Annotated in this window: 11 protein-coding genes; 8 read left to right on the top strand and 3 right to left on the bottom strand. The window is 53.9% G+C overall.

Annotated features, from left to right (window positions below):
• Positions 1–4 precede the first annotated feature (4 nt).
• The 3 genes from C5Y83_RS00160 to C5Y83_RS00150 form a co-directional block, all read right to left on the bottom strand.
• Positions 5–4,696, bottom strand: coding sequence for a PVC-type heme-binding CxxCH protein (locus tag C5Y83_RS00160; RefSeq protein WP_158262168.1), 4,692 nt, complete (start codon positions 4,694–4,696; stop codon positions 5–7).
• 190 nt (positions 4,697–4,886) lie between these two features.
• Positions 4,887–7,490, bottom strand: coding sequence for a polynucleotide kinase-phosphatase (locus tag C5Y83_RS00155; RefSeq protein WP_105327625.1), 2,604 nt, complete (start codon positions 7,488–7,490; stop codon positions 4,887–4,889).
• A gap of 60 nt (positions 7,491–7,550) precedes the next feature.
• Entirely contained in the window at positions 7,551–8,951 is a 1,401-nt protein-coding gene (locus C5Y83_RS00150) for a 3' terminal RNA ribose 2'-O-methyltransferase Hen1 (RefSeq protein WP_105327624.1), read from the bottom strand.
• 207 nt (positions 8,952–9,158) lie between these two features.
• Here C5Y83_RS00150 and C5Y83_RS00145 point away from each other — a divergent pair, with 207 nt between their 5' ends.
• The 8 genes from C5Y83_RS00145 to C5Y83_RS00115 all read left to right on the top strand — a co-directional run bounded on the left by C5Y83_RS00145 (position 9,159) and on the right by C5Y83_RS00115 (position 18,315).
• Entirely contained in the window at positions 9,159–9,386 is a 228-nt protein-coding gene (locus C5Y83_RS00145; RefSeq protein ID WP_105327623.1) for a metallophosphoesterase, read from the top strand.
• Entirely contained in the window at positions 9,361–9,546 is a 186-nt protein-coding gene (locus tag C5Y83_RS29045) for a hypothetical protein (protein ID WP_146117584.1), read from the top strand. Before C5Y83_RS00145 ends, C5Y83_RS29045 begins: the two co-directional genes overlap by 26 nt.
• A gap of 493 nt (positions 9,547–10,039) precedes the next feature.
• Positions 10,040–11,242 carry an efflux RND transporter periplasmic adaptor subunit gene (locus C5Y83_RS00140; RefSeq protein ID WP_105327622.1) on the top strand — a complete coding sequence of 401 codons (1,203 nt, stop codon included), beginning with the start codon at positions 10,040–10,042 and terminating at the stop codon, positions 11,240–11,242.
• Positions 11,223–14,330, top strand: coding sequence for an efflux RND transporter permease subunit (locus C5Y83_RS00135; RefSeq protein ID WP_199194942.1), 3,108 nt, complete (start codon positions 11,223–11,225; stop codon positions 14,328–14,330). Before C5Y83_RS00140 ends, C5Y83_RS00135 begins: the two co-directional genes overlap by 20 nt.
• A 212-nt stretch (positions 14,331–14,542) precedes the next feature.
• The gene (locus C5Y83_RS00130; protein ID WP_105327620.1) at positions 14,543–15,055 is read left to right on the top strand and encodes a PepSY-like domain-containing protein; all 513 of its coding nucleotides are present in this window, start codon (positions 14,543–14,545) and stop codon (positions 15,053–15,055) included.
• A gap of 66 nt (positions 15,056–15,121) precedes the next feature.
• Positions 15,122–15,799, top strand: a complete 678-nt coding sequence (locus C5Y83_RS00125) for a response regulator transcription factor (RefSeq protein ID WP_105327619.1) — start codon at positions 15,122–15,124, stop codon at positions 15,797–15,799.
• Positions 15,796–17,199 (top strand): ATP-binding protein, encoded by a 1,404-nt coding sequence (locus tag C5Y83_RS00120; protein ID WP_105327618.1) that lies wholly within the window; start codon positions 15,796–15,798, stop codon positions 17,197–17,199. Before C5Y83_RS00125 ends, C5Y83_RS00120 begins: the two co-directional genes overlap by 4 nt.
• A 45-nt stretch (positions 17,200–17,244) precedes the next feature.
• The gene (locus C5Y83_RS00115; RefSeq protein ID WP_105327617.1) at positions 17,245–18,315 is read left to right on the top strand and encodes a bile acid:sodium symporter family protein; all 1,071 of its coding nucleotides are present in this window, start codon (positions 17,245–17,247) and stop codon (positions 18,313–18,315) included.
• The last annotated feature ends 26 nt before the right edge of the window (positions 18,316–18,341 follow it).

Here is an 18,341-nt window from a genome sequence, read left to right as displayed (position 1 = left end):
AAGATTATTCCCTAGCGACCGGAAGCGTCTTAACGTTCGCCAAATAGAAAACCAAATCGGCCATCGCTTGTTGATCAAGCACCTTCTCAAAACCTTCTGGCATAAGCGATCGCCCAGTGCTGCGGAGTTGGTCGAGGTCCTTGCGGAGAATCGTTTGCTTTTTATTGTCTTGCCCCAGGAGGGTGACGCTTCCACTGCTTTCGGCAGTCAGAACCCCGGTAAACGCGCGACCATCGAGCGTCAATGCTGCATACTCCAGGAACTTATCTTCTACCGCTCGGTTAGGATCAAGAATGGCCGTGCCGAGCGTTTCTGGCGACTTATTGGTCAGCGCGGTTAAGTCAGGCCCAACGTCGTGCCCTTGACCTTCCAGACGATGGCAGCTGGCGCAATGCTTCATGAACAAGAGTCTTCCTGGCAACATGCGACCGGACAGCGTCCAGGCATCCGCGTACTGGACGATCACTTCACTGCGTGTCGTAGTCGAGTTTTCGGAGAACAATGTGTCGGCTCTTCTAGCGATCTCTTTGTTGGGATGCTCGATTAAACGCCGACGCGATGTCGATCCAATTTCGGTCGCTGGAATGGATTTGTCATCAATCGCGTTCATTAAGACCGAGCACCAAGACGGACGCGACAAGATCGCTTCTAACAGTTGCGTGCGAACCGATGGCGTATAGTTAGACCAATCGTGAATCATCTTTTTGGCCACTTGGGAAGAGCTCAGCTGTGACAATTGATTGATAGCGGCCGTTTGAATCTCAGGCAAGTTAGTGGGCTGTAATAGATCAATCATCAATTCCAAGTCATCTTCGTCGGAATCTGCTGAGCAGGCCACCAGAGCTAGGCTTCGTCTTGTTTCGGCAGAATCTTCGTTCGGATTCGCCAACGCCTCGCGAGCACGAGAGCATGTCGCAGCTAATTTTGCCTGCGTTTTGCTACTGAGAATCTCATCCGTTTCGAGATTTTCGCTCTTCATCGCCGTCAGTAATTCTGCGAGAGCTGCGGTCTGCCAGCTGCTCATCGGCTCGCCCGCAGCAGGCAATAGGCTGATCGCCATCCACTCGATAGCGTTCTTCTCGTGGAAGCCTACAGCAATCCGGATCACCTCCTGGAGAAGCGAATTTGACTCTGGGTGGTCTTTCGTGGCCGAAAGCAGGATATCGTACGTGGTCAGCACGTTAGTAGGGGTCAGCGAAGTGAACGCTGCTGACGTGATGTAAGGGTTCTTGGAATGAGCAAGTAGCAATCGAGCGAGAAGTTCGCCAGAAGCTGGCGCATGCCATTCGCCGAGGGAATAGGCTACCTGAAGCGTTACCTTTGCCGCCGAGTCCTCCACCAGTTTGGTAATCGCCGCTTGAAGTTCGGGCGACGTGTCGAGCATTGTTTCCGCAAGACGAACCGCGTGACGCCGAATGCCAGAGTGCTCATCTTCGCAGGCTGCAGCGAGTACTTCCGGATCAAGCAGACCCAAACCATCCAGCGTGCACAGGGCATGCAGTCGACCAAGTGCCTGATCAGACTTTAAGGCAACTTCCTTCAGCTGTGCCGCGCAATCTTTTGCGTCTCGTTTGATCAAAAGGTGCTGTGCCATGTCGCGCCGCCAACCGTTGGTACTGCTAAGCTGTTCAACCAACTCCATGTTCGACAGCTGATCGAATTGGGGGATCGCCGTACCCGGTACGGTTACGGGAAGAATTCGATAGATACGTCCTTTGTCGTGGCCAGCTCGCAGATCGATTCGCTTCTCTTCTTCGTCATCGATCCACTCGGGATGTTCCAGAACTTCTCGTACCATATCGGTGAACCAAATGCCTCCGTCCGGTCCAGTTCGAAGCGAAGCAGGACGGAACCACGAGTCGGATGACGCGACGAACTCGTTAAATTCTTCTCCAGCAGCCCGCTCCCCTTGAAACGAAAGCCCATGGGGTGTGAGAGCATGGCGATGGATCAAGTTATGGACTGGCTCGCAGATCAGCGCCATGTTACGAAAGGAAGGCCCAAACAGCGTATCGCGATAAATCGTGATACTACTAGCCGAGGTAAACCGACTTGGCTCGCCTTCCGCGGGTGGAACGTAGCCCGACCAGTGACTGAGCACGCGGCTTCGCGGATAGATCGGTGTATTGGTCACCGTTGAAATATGATCGAGTGGCGTCGGAGCTGCGACTTGTGCGGCACGCGAATAGTAGTGATCATCGATCATGAAGTGAAATAGCGGACGCGAATTGTTGCAGCCAAACCAATTTCCCCAATCATCCATCGCCCGCCCAAATTGGGTTTGCCCAGTCACCGCTTCCAACTCGCCCGTGTCTGGACGTATCCTCAGATCACGGCCACGAATGTCGATGGTCTTCCCCGTTTTGAAGGACTTGATCGAGCCGCCACTGTCGCCGTTTGCCACATAGATCCAGTTGTCAAGCCCACGCCAAAATCCATTCACGCGGTGCTGCTGATTGCCTTCTCCAAATCCGGTATAAAGCGTCTCACGCTGGTCTGCCTTGCCGTCCCCGTTGGTGTCTTCCGCGTAGAAGATATCTGGCGCGGCCGAGACGATCACACCGTCGCCCCATGCCATCACGCCGGTCGGGAAATTAAGCCCCGTGAGAAACAATGTCGAGGCATCGTAATTTCCATCGTTGTCCGTATCTTCCAGGTAACGGACACGTCCCCCGGGCTGACCATTAACACCTAGCGGGTAGTCTGCCATCTCGACCACCCATAGCTTGCCGTCGGCTCCCCAATCGTAAGAAACCGGGTCCATCACGAGCGGTTCCGCCGCGACTTGATCGACGCGAAATCCAGGGTGAACTCGAATGGCCTCTTTGGCAGCCGCTGCGGTCTTCGGCTCGGTATCGACGGGACGTAGCATGTCGACGAACGACATACGCTCGATCCCATCGGGCAGCCGGGCTGTATCTTCGTTCTGAATCCAGAGATAGTTGTTCGCGAACCATGCTCCGTTGTTGGTGCCACTGCGCGATATCATTGGAATTGCGCCTACATCGTTCCGTGCCCCCGACGAAACGTGCCGCGACCATCCTTCTTCGAGCGAGGTAAACAAGTCGAGCGAAAAGCGGCGTTCATCGGAAAAGACAACATCTTCATGCCCGTCTTCGTCGATATCAACAAACCGCAAACCAGCATCAAGCCCGTCGCCAAAGACAATCTCGGTATTTTCAGGCAGAACAAACGGCAGCAGCTTCCACGATTGCGCAGCAGCATCCCAAGAGAAGATACCACGCAAGTCGACCGATCCCACAATCAGCTCGCAGTTGCCATCGCCATCGAGATCACGCAGCCGTATTCCCTGGTCGATGCCCGCTTTGGCGAACGCGACCTCTTTGCCGCCGAGCGTCAAGCCACTGAGCAAGTGTGGCTCTTCCTTCCAAGCTGTGCCGTCGAATCGCCAAGCTCCACGCATCGATTCATCGCTGGCCAACGCGACAACATCTCCCCCCAGAATGCCAAACCGAACTCGCTGGGCCAGGCGTTCTTCCTTATGGCTGATCGTGACCAACTTGACTGGAAACGGCGTCTCCTTCCAGGTGCTTTTCTTCGGATCCCAGACCCGTGTAAGCTGCAGCTCGTCGTTGCCAATGATCACATCCATAAAGCCATCAGCGTTGACATCCAGCAGACGAACGCCGTTGTCTTCGCCAGTGGCCGTTCTCAGCGGTTGTCCTTTCAGCAGATTGTCGTTGATGCGGTCTAAGCAGTCGCGAAACTGGAGAAACGCAACCTTCCGACCATGCTTCTCGACGGCATGATCGACAATGTCGACCAACTGCTGGTTACGAATCCAACCATGGGGATGAAAGATGAACGCGGCCGTACCTTGTTTAATGACCGTGGCATCGAGCGAGGCCTTCCAATCTTCCACTGTCTTCGGATTGGCGGGCTGCTGCAAGTTGAATCCTTGCCAGTCGTCTGGAATCGTGCAAGGAAATTCCCACATCGTGCGGCTGATAATGTACGGATAGGGGTAATTCTCGATCTTGTTCACAAAAGACGGAAACGGAATGTATTTAGTAAATCGTCCCTGGCCGTCCGCGTCGGTTACCAGGTCGCGTGGTAGTTCGGGATCGTCGGCCGTGAAGACGTTGTCGACCGATGAATCGATCTGCAGGAAGTTGCCCTTTTCGGTAGTCTTGCAAAGCGCTTCCGCGAACATCCGGGGGCTCGGCGTATTCTTTGAATCCATACAGGGAAAGCGAAACGCGACCGGTCGATTGTGAGGTATCTCGAATAATCGGTCGACACAGCGGTCGTAGGTTCCCTTACCGTTTGCGAAGATGCCTCCTTGTAAACATGGGCAAGGATGGTCAGCCGTATGCGCATCGATCGCGACTCCTTCGGTCAACCACTGCTCAAGCAACGGGTCTTCGGGATCGACCCAGTTCGTCATGATGCTGACACCAGCCGAACCATGTATTTCCTTCACGCGTTCAAAAATCGGCCGAAGAAAGGCTTCATACTTCGCGGGATCACGCATATCGTCGATCGAAAGAATGACGACCGCTTCGACTCCTTCTTCACCCACCCACTGCGGCGTGATCAACTTGGGAAATTCCTGATCGACATAGTACGGATCGCAGAACTCATCCAAATAAGTTAGGCGGTTCCCATCTTGGGCAGAGGCTGAATGGTCGAAAAGCAGGAGAGCTAACCAGGCCAACGCTAGGCAACGAAACATCGATAAGATTCCCGAAACGGTAGGCGAGATTCGTTCGGCCGCCGACCGCGTACGTGGGGACACGCAGGACGAACCGAATGGAAGGAAAGAGCTGCTTGGGGCGGGCAACGACGTGGTTATTTCGTTGCCGCTATCTTGCCCTTTTCCTGCGTAGAGTTCAACCATTTCTGGCGATTCGCATCGATTACGCCTACAACCGCGGATCGACCGGTTCGCTCTCGAGGGCTAACACTCCGAACACGCACTCGTGGACTCGGCGAAGTGGTTCGCGTCGTACAAATCGCTCCAGAGCTTCGATTCCCAAAGCAAATTCACGCAACGCCAACGACCGTTTGCGGGCCAAGCCACGATGACGCAGACGGGTAAGATTCACATCCGAGTCGTAATCGGGGCTGTAAATGATTCGTAGGTATTCTTTACCACGGCATTTCACGGCTGGCTGAACCAGCCCCTTCTTGCCACGTACCACCCAATCCAACGGTTTGACGACCATCCCTTCGCCACCCTGGCTAGTGCGCGTGAGCCACCATTGAGTGCCCTCGTCGATGGAGGCTTGATTGGTGACGTCCACCGTCTGAAAGTCGGTCGCCAGCAGGATCGTCGGATCGGTCTGGCAGATCTTTCCCAAAGTTTGCATGTGCCAGATGTGGTTCTGATCGAGATAGGTGCGTCCTTCCGTCGCCAGTAGATGGAACGGAGCCAGCCTCAAATCATCGATCGATGCGACCGGCCAACAATATTGTCGGTACGCTTTAACGAATGCCTGCGCATTGTTGAATCGGCTCTCGAAATTTGCCAAACCGGGATAGGCATCACGCCAGTTGTCGTCACCCATCCGCTGAAACGTGCGTGTCAGCGCCGAGATGGCATGTGGCAAAGCCGCATTACCAGCTGCTCCGACCGCAGCATATTGACTACGCAGAAGCTCCTGAGCCTTAGCCGACCAGGGCATCAGCTCGCAGTCAAAGCAAGCCCAAGAGGTGTTGAACTCTTTCCAGAAATTTGTCGCAGTCAGCGCAGCCCGCAGCCGATCGAGCAACTGCTTCTCTACCTCTACATCCGTGAAGAAGCGACGACCAGTACGCGTATAGACGATTCCCATTTCCCCTTCGGAAACGCCAAAGCGTTGTCGAGCGGCCTCTTCATCTTGGCATACCACTACGACGGCGCGCGAGCCCATGTGCTTCTCTTGGCAAACAACCTGCGGGACACCGTGGCTACGGAAGTATGAAAACGCTTCGGCCGGATGCTCAAGCAAGCCTGGTTCCTGCGACGTCTCACATGGAGACATCGTCGGTGGTAGGTAAATTAACCACTTCGGGTTGGCCGCGAAACGACTCATCACTTCCAGCGCGGCGGTCGAGTTCTCTTCCCGAATCGTGACGTTGTGATGAAGGCGCGTCGATACGATCCGCTTCCCCAAGACGTCCTCGGCTTCCAGGATGTCATCATGAAGCTGTTGTGCAGAGAGCGTTTCGGCTGAGTCATGCTGCGGCAAAAAGGGACGGCTTGGTTCGCAGTAGGTCTTCGCCGCTGGGACCGAAACGAACTCCCGTTCCGGATAACGCAGGGCCGTCAGCTTGCCACCAAATACACAGCCCGTGTCGACATTAACCGTATGATTGAGCCACTCTGGTTCTGGGACGGGCGTATGACCATAAACGACCATCGCCGAACCGCGATACTCGGCAGCCCAGTTGTAGCGCACCGGCAAACCGAAATCGTCAGTCTCCCCGGTTGTTTCGCCAAACAATGCGAACTCGCGTACCTTGCCGGAGCCGCGTCCTTGATACGCTTCCTTCATCCCGGCATGCGCGACGACCAGTTTACCGTCGTCTAATACGTAGTGACTGACCAGCCCGTCGAGAAACTCACTTAGCTGCTTGCAAAGTGGCTGGCGAACATCGTCCGACAACGCATCGATCTCCTGCATCGTCTCAGCCAGACCATGCGTCAGCTTGACGTTCTTACCACGTAATTTGCGCAGCAGCTTCATATCGTGGTTACCTGGAACACACAAACCGCTTCCGTGCTGCACCATATTCCGCGCGATCCGCACACAGTCCAGCACACGTGGCCCCCGGTCAACCAAGTCACCGACGAATACCGCCTTACGGCCCTCGGGATGTGCGTAAAAAGAGTCTCCCCATACCGGGTCGGTCTTCGCCGACGTCTGGTTTTGGTAGCCTAGCGATGCCAGCAGCGATTCCAGCTCGTCACCACATCCGTGCAGGTCGCCAATGATATCGAATGGGCCATGCTCGTCCGTTCGGTCATTCCACAGCGGAACACGTTCGATCGAAGCCGCTTCGATCTTCTCGGGAGAATCGAGCACAAACACGTGTCGAAATCCTTCCCGCTTTAGTCCCTTCAATCCCCGTCGCAATTGCGAACGTTGTTGCCGCACAACATGGGGACCAAACGTGCGATCAGGCCGATCACGATTGCGCTCGTGGCAAACATCTTCTGGCACGTTCAGCACGATCGCTACCGGCAGCACGTGGTAATCCTTCGCGAGCCGAACCAGAGGCCGCCGCGCTTCGGGCTGTACATTCGTTGCATCGACGACTGTCACCAGCCCCCGGGCCAGCCGCTTGGCTGCTACATAGTGCAACAGGTCAAACGCGTCACTGGTCGCCTCTTGATTGTTCTCGTCGTCACTCACGAGTCCACGGCAATAGTCCGACGAAAGAACTTCCGTCGGCAAGAAATGCTTTCGCGCAAAGGTGCTTTTGCCAGAACCGCTGGGACCGATGAGAATTACGAGAGAGAGTCTTGGGATCGAGATGTTCATGAGGGAGTTACTAAGAATAGTCGAGAGGGATCATCGTACTGCGATTCGATGGATCGGCGATCACAATCTTCGCGTAAACATTCCCATTTGCGTTGGTGATCCAACTGTTTCATCTTCTGGACCGACTGGCAGAAAGCGAACGGCGTAGCCATGTTGCCCAGCAACCTGCTGGGCCCAAGCTTGGAATTCGGCCTGCGTCCATTCAAAACGGTGGTCATTGTGACGGAATTGGCCAGCCGGCAAGGTTTCCCACATCACGTTGTATTCCTGGTTGGGGGTGGTCACGACGACGGTCTTTGGCTGGGCAAACTCGAATACGACCCGTTCCAACGCTGCCAGGCGAGGCGAATCAAGGTGCTCGATTACTTCCACTAGTGCCGCCGCATCAAAACCTTCTAACCTCCGATCGCGATAGATCAACGAACCGTGCAACAGCTTCAGTCGTTGAGCTTGACGTTCCGGCAATCGATCGAGTTTGAGTCGTTTCTGGGCGAATTCCAAACTACGGAACGAAACATCCATGCCGACGATCTGCTCGAATTGCTTTTCGTTAAGTAGATCACGCAGGAGCTTTCCTTCTCCACATCCTAAATCGAGCACACTTCGCGCACCGCTCGCCTTCAATGCAGCCAAGACAGCCCCGTGACGCTGATCGTTTAGGCTCAACGTTCGTTCCAGCGTTTCTTCTTGCGCTGCGGGTCTTGGTGACTCCTCGTCGCTCTCCGGCGATTCCATCTCTAACAATCGCGACAACGCCTGGCGATATAGGCTGTGGCGGTTCCTCAGGTAGCGGCGGCTGATCTGTTCTTTCTGCGGATGCGCAGCGAGCCATGCTCCTCCCTTCGCCAGCAGCTTTTCCAATTCATCCTCCCCGACAAAATAGTGTTTCTCGTTGTCGAACACCGGGATCAGCACGTAAAGGTGCGTCAGCAAGTCGGATAACGTTACGGTCGCGCGAATCGTGACCGAGTAGTAAACGCTCTCGCCCCACTGAGGAAATTCCGGATCGAGCAGATAACGTTCAGCTTCTACCTCGTATCCCAGTGGTTCGAATATCTCATGCAGGAAACGCTCGCCGCCGCGAACTGGCAGCACATCAAGCCGGGCCTCGAAGGGAAGGGGAGTGCTCGCCAGCTCAGGCCTTTGATTGCAGCGGCCCGCCATGGCCGTACCAAGAACCTGCGCGATCGCCACGCTCAGCAGTGAAGAGGCCACATAGGATCGGTCATTGACGTAATGCCCCAGCAAATCGCCCTGGTTACGGTTCTTCCCCCGAACCATGCCGACCGGATCAACATCCAGCAACAAACAAGCAGAGCAGCGTTGGACGTCTGCTTCCGGATAGAAGACATGTGCCTTACCAAAAGCCAAATCAAACGATTGCAACCGTTCCGGGTGCTTATGCAGCAAATAACCGAGATCGGTCGCAGGCTGATGATCGGTTGTGATCGTGAGGAGCATATTCGAGGACGCTTTCCGAAATCGCCTAGGTACGGTTGTCGTCATCATACGGCAACCTGGCACGCCCCACATCGGCGTGCGACATTTTATTGAATTTCGATGTTCATCGAAGGACAAGCGTGCAGCGAAAAAGTTCGCTCGGTACGATTCTCATTTTGCTGTCAAGATAGCGTGCCGTTACGAAACATTTGTTGGATCTGAACTTTGATGCCGAACCGACCAAATGCCACCGGACGACTGATCGCGATCGGGGATATCCACGGACATGCCGTCACTTTGCAAACGATGTTAGACCTGATCCGTCCTGCGGCAGACGACACCATCGTAACCCTTGGTGATTACGTGAATCGCGGACCAGAGACATGTCAGACCTTGGAGATCCTTTCTGCTCTTCGAGAAACGTGTCAGCATGTCGCTATCTTGGGAAAACCATGACGAGATGATGATCGACGCTCGCTGCAATGCACAGGCGGTCGATCGCTGGCTATACAAAGGAGGCGATCTCACGCTTAAATCATATGGGTCCACGGCAGACCTTGCCGACGTACCGGATCAACATTGGCAGTTCTTGGAAGCCTGTCAACCAATCTACTAAACCGAGCAGTTCTTCTTCACGCACGCCAACTATTGCTGGCATTCACCGCTGGATGAGCAGCCTTCGCGGCTTCTTCGTTTGACGCCGATCGAAGTCGAACCTCCGCGGCCACATCTTAACGATAAGATCGCGATCGTTGGTCATTCCCCGGGCAAACTACTTGATATGGGTTTTTTGTCGCTGCCTCGATACCGGATGCAGCATTGGTGGACTCCTCACGGCCATGGAGGTTACCACAGGGCGTCTCTGGCAGGTGACAGAGACGGGTGAGGTCGTTTTGCCTTGAAGACGTTCCGCGCTCGAACGTTAATTATTGTTCATGTTTTGTCTAAGAACGCTATTGAACTGCCTGTTATTTAGCGAATTTGACCACGCATAGCTTCAGGAACACGACACCTAATCCGCGATCGTGACACGTTTTCTTGGTTTGATGTAGGATAGAGAAGGGCGATCGAATACGAAAACTCGTTGTAACAGGGTTTAAGAATCTGAAATGGATAAGCGCCGAACGATAGGCCTACTCCTTCTTAGTTGTTTTGTCGGCTGCCAATTCCGCAGTATCGACACCGGTCAACTGTCGGATGACGACGACATCCCATCCACCAGCGAGATCATTCGGATTACTCCGAGCGTTCAGGAATCGATCGGTATCAAGACCGCGAAGGTCAGTTCGCAAGTGCTACCAAATACATTGCGGACAACCGGTTGGTTGATGACAATCCCAGGTAATGAGTCAATCATCCGCGCCCGCGTGACTGGCTTCTATGATCCCAACCCCAGCGACCCACGCCTTCAGATTGGCACCCAAGTAACCCGTGGCGAAAGGCTGGGAACATTGCGAACTGCTCTGTCCCCGCAAGAGGAAACGCAACTAGTGATCGCGAAGGAGGAAGCCGATGTCCTGATGAATCAAGCGTTGGTTTCAAAGAAACTGGCCCAGAATCAGCTGCGTGGCATTCAACAAAACGACGCGAATCAAGCAATCGCAGGCACGCGTCTCTTGGAACTTCAAGAGACGATCGAGCGAAACGACATTGCCTATCGTGAAGCCCGCGACAAGCTTTCGTACTTGCCGACCGAGCCCTATGCGGATGAAATCATCCTACGGCCGGTGCCCATTACCGCACCTCTGACTGGCCACGTGAGCGCGGTCAACGTGGCCGGGAACCAGTTGGTCATTGTCGGCGATCCTCTTTGGACGGTCTCGAACTGGAGCCAGCTTTGGATCAAGGTTCCCGTTTTCGTGGACGATGTGTCAACTATTTCGGACGACTCACCCGCGATTGTTTCGTTACCTGGCAAGTTAGAACCGTTCAGCGCCGCGCCCGTCGATGCAATTGTTGCAGCGGCTCCTGGACGTCGCACGGTAGACATTTATTACGAGCTGGCGAATAGCGACGGTAAACTACGCCCCGGACAATCGATTTCAATAGAATTGCCTCTGGGAGACCTACAGGAGCAACGGGTCGTTCCTCGTTCCGCTGTGGTGTGGGGAGGCAACGGCGATCCAATCGTCTACGTGCGGACAGCCAAAGACTCTTTCGAGCCCAGACAAGTGCAGCTTGGATCTGGAAGCAAAGCAGTCGTCGCCATCAAGCAAGGCCTCGACGAAGGTGAAGAGATTGTCGTTCGTGGTGCTCAAGCAATCTACGGCGAACAGCACGAAGAGCAACTCGATGTCGAGGACGACGATTAGTATGCTTGCTCGCCTGATCCATTTTTCACTTGAATTTCGCGTGATTGTGCTGCTGTTGGCAGTCAGCTTAATCGCCATCGGTGCGTACACAGTTCAAGAGTCGCCATGGGATGTCTTTCCTGAGTTCGCTCCGCCTCAAATTGTGATCCAAACGGAAGCTCCAGGACTTTCGACCGAGGAAGTCGAGCAACTGATCACCATCCCAGTTGAATCGGCAGTGAACGGCGTTAGTCACATCAAAACGCTGCGATCCTCTTCGGTTGCTGGACTCTCCGTGGTAACGGCGATCTTTGACGATGGCACCGATATTTTGGATGCACGGCAATTGGTGAGTGAACGACTAAATGAAGCTTCCACGCAGTTGCCAAAACTAGCAGGGGCTCCGCGAATGACACCACTCGCCGCCTCCACTAGTCGCCTATTAATGCTTGGAATGACATCCGATTCCATCTCCGCAATGGAGTTACGGACGATCGCTGATTGGACGTTTCGTCGTCGACTCCAAGCAGTGCGAGGTGTCGCGCATGTGGAAGTGTTTGGCGGAGAAGTTAAGCAGTATCAGGTGCTCGTCGATCCCCTTAAGCTTCGACAGTATCAATTGACACTGGACGAGGTCACTTTGGCAGCACAGAATGCGACCGGGTTTGGTGGAGCAGGTTATTTAGAGACTCCCAATCAGCGCTTGACAATCCAACAGCGCACCAAAATTATGTCGCCGGAAGACTTGGCCGCCGTACCCGTTTTCATGGAAGAAGGTGTGCCAATAACCTTGGGCCAGGTTGCTGACGTGGCAGTCGGAGCCGCCGATAAACCGGGCGATGCCACGATCAATGGCCAACCAGGCGTGTTGATGCTGGTTCACAAACAACCTTCATTCAACACATTGACCGTCTCAGATAATGTGCAACAAGCGATTAGCGAACTTGGGCAAACATTGCCTGCTGGTGTCGAACTGCATCCGGTGCTATTTCGCCAAGCGACGTTTATCGAACGGGCAATCGGCAACCTGAGCTCTGCGATTCTAATTGGCTGCGTGCTGGTCATATTGATCTTGATCGCGTTCCTCTTTCAATGGCGGACCGTAGTCATCAGTCTCACGGCGATACCCCTGTCGTTGCTCGGCGCGATCCTTGTCCTCCGCGGGCTGGGATTTTCGCTTAACGCCATGACATTAGGCGGGTTGGCAATCGCTTTAGGCGAAGTCGTCGACGACGCGATTGTCGATGTCGAAAACGTCCTCCGTCGATTGCGAGAGAACGCCCGCATGGACTCGCCTCGGTCCGCACTTCAAGTCGTACTGGATGCTTCGCTGGAAGTCCGCAGCGCCGTCGTTTATGCCAGCTTTATTGTCGTTCTTATTTTCGTTCCGGTGTTCTTCATGGGCGGACTGGCCGGTACCTTTTTCTGGCCGCTCGGGATGGCTTACATCTCGGCTATCCTGGTTTCATTATTGGTCGCATTGATAGTGACCCCAGCGATGTGCCTGCTGATGCTGAGAGGAACGAACGGAAGGGAAGAACGCGATCCATTTTTGGTGCGTGGGCTAACTCGAATCTATCGTCAGATGTTACCGTTGTTTCTGCGGTTTCGAAAAACGACCGTCGCGACTTCAGTCTTCATGATCACGGCCGCCGCGGCAGTCATACCTTTTCTCGGTGGCGAGTTCTTGCCTGACTTTCGCGAATCAAATTTTGTCGTCTTCATGGTCGGAAGTCCTGACGAATCGTTGCCCGAGGCGGTTCGTGTCGGGAGTCGCGTTGCCAATCGCTTGCAGGCAATCCCAGGAGTATTGAGCGTCGCTCAACAAGTTGGTCGTGCGGACTTGTCGGAAGATACCTGGGGACCGAATATCAGTGAAATCTGGGTCGTGATCGACGAAACTGCGGACTACGACTCGGTACTCAAAGAAGTTCGCGAAAGTGTCGACGACGTCCCAGGCCATCGTTTTCAAGTGAAACAATTCTTACGCGAGCGAATCGACGAAGTAATCACAGGCTCGACGGCCGATCTAGTCGTTCGTATCGTTGGTTCCGACTTAAACGTGCTGCGCGACCATGCCCAGTCGGTCACGAAAGTCATGCAACGAATCAAAGGCGTCGCCGACTTACAGATCGAACAACAAGTCGAAGTTCCACAAATCCAAGTCATGGTCCGCCCGCAAGAGGCCGCTCGTTACGGCTTCTCAGTTGGGCAGCTAAATCAAGACATCCAAACGTTGCTACGTGGGACGGTCGTGGGACAGGTGTACGAGCAAGATCGCGTCTTCGATGTGATCGTACGGGCCGCTCCTGAGACACGCGAAAGTCCCGAACTTCTCGGACAATTACAGGTCGATTCTCTCACGGGAGAATCGATACCACTGCATGCCGTGGCCTCGATCAATTTGGTGAATGGAATCAACACGATCAATCGCGAACAAGCCAGCCGTCGATTGCTGGTCACTTGTAACCTTGAAGGACGTGATGTCGCGACGGCCACCGAGGACATCCAGCAGCAATTGTCCACCGTAGAAGCGAACTTGCCACCAGGGTACCATCTAGAATTCGGTGGAGAATACGAAGCTCGCAGCCAGGCACAAACCCGACTTCTGCTTTTGAGCGGCGTTGCGCTGTTAGGGATCTTTGCCTTACTATATGTCGACCTTCGTTCGACGCGACTGGCATTACTGGTTATGGTCAGCGTGCCACTCGCGTGTGTCGGGGGTGTGGCTAGCATCTTAGCAACCGGAGGAGATATCTCCCTTGGATCGCTGGTTGGTTTCGTCACGGTATTTGGTGTCGCCATTCGGAACGGAATCTTGCTCATCAGCCACTATCAACATCTGCAGCAGGAAGGGATGCGGCCTGGGGTAGAGCTGATCTTGCGAGGAGCTAGCGAACGGTTGGCTCCCATCCTGATGACCGCGTCAAGCACAGCGTTAGCGCTGCTGCCGCTGATTGTGCTCGGTAATCTGCCTGGGCATGAGATCGAATATCCCATGGCGATTGTGATCGTTGGGGGGCTGGTTTCCTCAACCTTTCTCACGCTGGTGCTGCTTCCTATCTTATACGCATCATTCGGTCAAAATCAGAAATACGTCTCTTCCTGATCTGTAATCGCCACGGGCGAATTGAACGCCCGATGCGTGGCTTGTCGAAGAGTGCACAATCAACACCTCGTAAATAAACTATTTCTTATTTTCGATTCACGGACGATTTATTGAGCAGAGATACAATTCGAGAGACGGTTGGTGAGGCAAGACTTCTTTGGCTCAACCATCGTACAAGGAATGTTTACTTGAACTTTTCGAGGAGTATCATCATGCGATTTGTTTTGTCCAACTGCGCGATTGCGATTACAGGCTTGACGATTTTGGCCAGTCAGGGGATGGCTGCAGAGAAGTCGGTTCCACTCGACAAGCTTCCCCAAGCCGTATCCGATGCGGTAAAGAAGATGTATCCAACCGCCAAGGTCATAAAAGCCACTTCCGAGGAGGAAGAGGGCGACGAAGAGCTAGAGTTCGAAGTCACCCTTTCACTCGATGGCAAAAAGATCGACGTCTGCGTCGAGGAAGATGGTGAGGTCGAATCTGCCGAGACAGAGCTGCCGCTCGCGGACCTACCGAAGAAGGTCAAGAAGACGCTGAAGAAGCGTTTCGCGGATTGGAAAGCCGCATCTGCGGAAGCCGTTTACGAAGTCGAAGATGGTGAGCAAGAGTTGGAATACTATGAAGTCCAACTCAAGTCGACGGATGGTAAAAACAAAGAAGTGAAACTCAAACCGAGCGGCAAAGTCGTCCAAAATGATAACGAGCACGAAGACGACGAAGACTAACGCGTGCTCGTAATGATCGGCAATGCCCATCGGAAACAAACGACGAGAGATCGAAAGTAGGCTCCCATGGGCATTCGCATCTTACTCATTGAAGACGACAACGAAATCGCAGAATTCGTGATTCGCGGACTACGTGAAGAAGGTTTCGTCGTCGAACACGCTGCCGACGGACAAGATGGCTGGTTCGCACTCCAAAACGGCGGCTGGGATGTCGTGCTGCTCGATTGGTGGCTACCAATCACCGACGGTATGCAGCTTCTTAAACGGTTTCGACAAAGGGATCAATCCACGCCTGTGCTATTCCTGACCGCCAAGGACGCCGTTTCCGACCGCGTGGAAGGGCTCGATCATGGGGCGAACGATTATCTTTGCAAGCCGTTCGCGTTCGAGGAACTACTAGCCAGAATTCGCGTCCTCGTTCGAAGCCAAGGTCAATCCAACTCAATACTCGCGCACCAAGATATCCAGATTGATCTTGTCAGTCAGCGATCGGAACGGGCGGGCAATCGACTCGACCTGACGGCGAAAGAACATTCTCTACTCATCTTCTTTCTCCGACACCCTGGTCAGATTCTCAGCAAGACGCGAATCTACGAACAGGTTTGGGAAGAACAGTACGACGGACTTTCCAACACGCTCGAAGTTCACGTGATGGAGTTACGACGAAAGCTCGAAGCGCATGGGCCCCGCTTAATTCATACGATCCGGAATCGCGGCTATTACCTAGGTGAGGAGGCATCGTGACCATTACCACCCGCCTAACCTGCTTCTTCCTGGCCATGCTATTGTTGGTTCTCGTAGGCTTCTCGGTCTCGATGTATGGTGTAGCCGACTACTATCTCAACCAACAAGTTGACGAGCGGCTGACGGCAGCACTCAATTCGATATGCGGGATGATCGAAACCGACGCAGCAGGCGTCGAATGGGAACCGGGCGAGCGACGTCGCGTGCTGGAATTCCCAACCTACGAAGATCAGTTGGCCTGGTGGATCAAGGATGACAAAAACAACCTGATCGCACGTTCGCACGATGCCGAGCATACCGACATAACGGCATTTGATAACCGAAATTGGCAGTTTGCCCAACGCACGATTGAGGCGACCACCTCCTCCAGTGATGATTCCCAACCTATGATCGGCGAAGCCAGCACCAAGCATGCTGCCCTGATCGCTAGTGCCGCCATCTCGCGAAAGCCCGTGCAAGCCGCACAGTGGCAACTCATCGCCTGGCTAGTCGGGCTCTCTTCGGTCGTGTGGCTAGCAGCATTCGCCTCAGCTCGCTACGTCTGCCGCTGGGCGTTATCTCCGGTACGCTCAATGGCAATCGCTGCCGAACATATCGACTTTGTTGATCCTTCCCAGCGTCTTCCTAGAGTGCACACGCATGACGAAGTCGGACAACTCACTCAGGCGTTTAATGCGATGCTCGATCGCTTGCAGGAGTCGTTCGAACGCCAGCGTCGTTTCACCAGCGATGCGTCGCATCAGCTTCGGACACCTTTAACGGCAATATTGGGACATGTCGACGTTGCTCTCCGTCACGATCGGACCGACACCGACTACCAAGCCATACTGGAAACAATCAAACGCAAAGGAACCCACCTTTCGCGGGTCGTCGAGTCACTTCTGTTTCTGGCACGTAGCGATCGCGAGGCCAATTTGCCAAGACTGGTCATCGTCGATCTAGCAAGCTGGCTACCGACGTATCTCACACAATGGGACGACCACCCTCGCCACAACGATATCCAGCTCGATTGCGACCAATCAGGTTGCAGTCGCTGTGTCGCTCAGTCAGAGCTGTTAGCCGAAATCCTAAATATTCTGTTGGAGAACGCCTGTAAATTCAGCGAAACAGGGAGCCCGATCGTCGTTTCGTTGAACAACGACGAGGACCACATTCTCGTGTCCGTCGCCGATCAGGGATGTGGTATCGACAAGGGTGATATTGGCAACCTGTTCACGCCGTTTGTGCGAAGTGAACAGGCTCGTCAAAGTGGCGTCGAAGGAGTAGGACTCGGTCTTTCGATTGCCAATCGCTTGGCAAAAACATTCGGTGGTGACCTTACCGTCACCAGTGAACGAACTCGGGGGAGTTGTTTCACGCTTCAGCTACCGAAAGTCTCTGATGATCTCATGGACGACTAACGAAGCGTATATCCATTCAAAGTGTTACCTAAGGAAAGTAACCACATGAACTTCCTCAGCCGATTATCGCATCACGTTCATCGTAATTTCATTTGGTTCGTGATTAGCTCCTATATCATTGCGGCCTTGTTTCCAGCATTGGGATTAAAGATTCGCGAGATCGCGTGGGGGTCGATCAGCTTACCGATGCTAATGTTAGCCTTTCTGCTCTTCAATGCTGGACTGGGCGTCGACATCAAGGCACTTAGACAACTGCGCACAACGCCACTGCCTCTTCTGATGGGACTGGGTGCCAATGTACTCATTCCTTTGACCTACATTGGCACCGTGATGTTGACAATGCAGATGTGGCATAATCCAGACGAAGTGCAAAACATCCTGGTTGGACTCGCTCTCGTCGCCTCGATGCCTATCGCAGGTTCGTCGACCGCTTGGTCACAGAATGCGAATGGAAATTTGGCACTGAGTTTGGGCTTAGTGCTCGGTTCAACGCTCATCAGCCCAATTGCAACGCCACTCGCCCTGCATGCGGTGGGCTTTATGACCACTGGCGACTATTCAGCCGATCTGCACGAATTGGCTGGGGCACAAACAGGTTGGTTCCTGCTTGTCGCCGTGATCATTCCTTCGGTCCTCGGCATCGCGTGTCACCTTGTGGTCGGCAAAGAAAAGGTTGCCGCCAGCAAAGCTAATCTGAAATTAGTCAACGCCGCGATCTTGTTGCTGTTGAATTATTCGAATGCTTCGGTTTCGCTTCCACAAGCGATCGCTAACCCAGACTACGACTTCCTAGGCGTCACGCTTATGATTGTGGCGACTTTATGCATGGTTGCTTTCCTCGCGGGCTGGACAATCTGGCGCATTAACCGCGGTAGTAAGTCAGACCAGGTCGCCCTCATGTTCGGGCTGGGTATGAACAACAACGGTACCGGCCTTGTCCTGGCCTCGATGGCCCTAGCCGATCACCCTCAAGTCTTGCTCCCGATTATCTTCTACAACCTTGTGCAACACCTGATTGCCGGTACGGTCGACCACGTAATGTTCACGCGTCCCCGCGAGGAAGAAGTAATCGCCTGCCCGCAACATTCCTCGTGCGAGGCTTCCAAGGCTCATTAGGAGAAAGCCTTCACCTTGCGGAAACT

Source organism: Blastopirellula marina (genome assembly GCF_002967765.1).
In the GTDB taxonomy this organism is placed as follows: Bacteria; Planctomycetota; Planctomycetia; order Pirellulales; family Pirellulaceae; genus Bremerella; species Bremerella marina_A.
Note: the sequence above shows the minus strand (reverse complement) of the source record. Positions and strands in the feature narration are given on the sequence as shown.

Bases quoted from the DNA above. Each gene is read 5' to 3' on its own strand.
- C5Y83_RS00125 (WP_105327619.1), top strand. From the start codon at position 15,122: ATGGGCATTCGCATCTTACTCATTGAAGACGACAACGAAATCGCAGAA.
- C5Y83_RS00150 (WP_105327624.1), bottom strand. From the start codon at position 8,951: ATGCTCCTCACGATCACAACCGATCATCAGCCTGCGACCGATCTCGGT.
- C5Y83_RS00140 (WP_105327622.1), top strand. From the start codon at position 10,040: ATGGATAAGCGCCGAACGATAGGCCTACTCCTTCTTAGTTGTTTTGTC.
- C5Y83_RS00145 (WP_105327623.1), top strand. From the start codon at position 9,159: ATGCCGAACCGACCAAATGCCACCGGACGACTGATCGCGATCGGGGAT.
- C5Y83_RS29045 (WP_146117584.1), top strand. From the start codon at position 9,361: ATGTCGCTATCTTGGGAAAACCATGACGAGATGATGATCGACGCTCGC.
- C5Y83_RS00115 (WP_105327617.1), top strand. From the start codon at position 17,245: ATGAACTTCCTCAGCCGATTATCGCATCACGTTCATCGTAATTTCATT.
- C5Y83_RS00130 (WP_105327620.1), top strand. From the start codon at position 14,543: ATGCGATTTGTTTTGTCCAACTGCGCGATTGCGATTACAGGCTTGACG.
- C5Y83_RS00160 (WP_158262168.1), bottom strand. From the start codon at position 4,696: ATGTTTCGTTGCCTAGCGTTGGCCTGGTTAGCTCTCCTGCTTTTCGAC.
- C5Y83_RS00135 (WP_199194942.1), top strand. From the start codon at position 11,223: ATGTCGAGGACGACGATTAGTATGCTTGCTCGCCTGATCCATTTTTCA.
- C5Y83_RS00155 (WP_105327625.1), bottom strand. From the start codon at position 7,490: ATGAACATCTCGATCCCAAGACTCTCTCTCGTAATTCTCATCGGTCCC.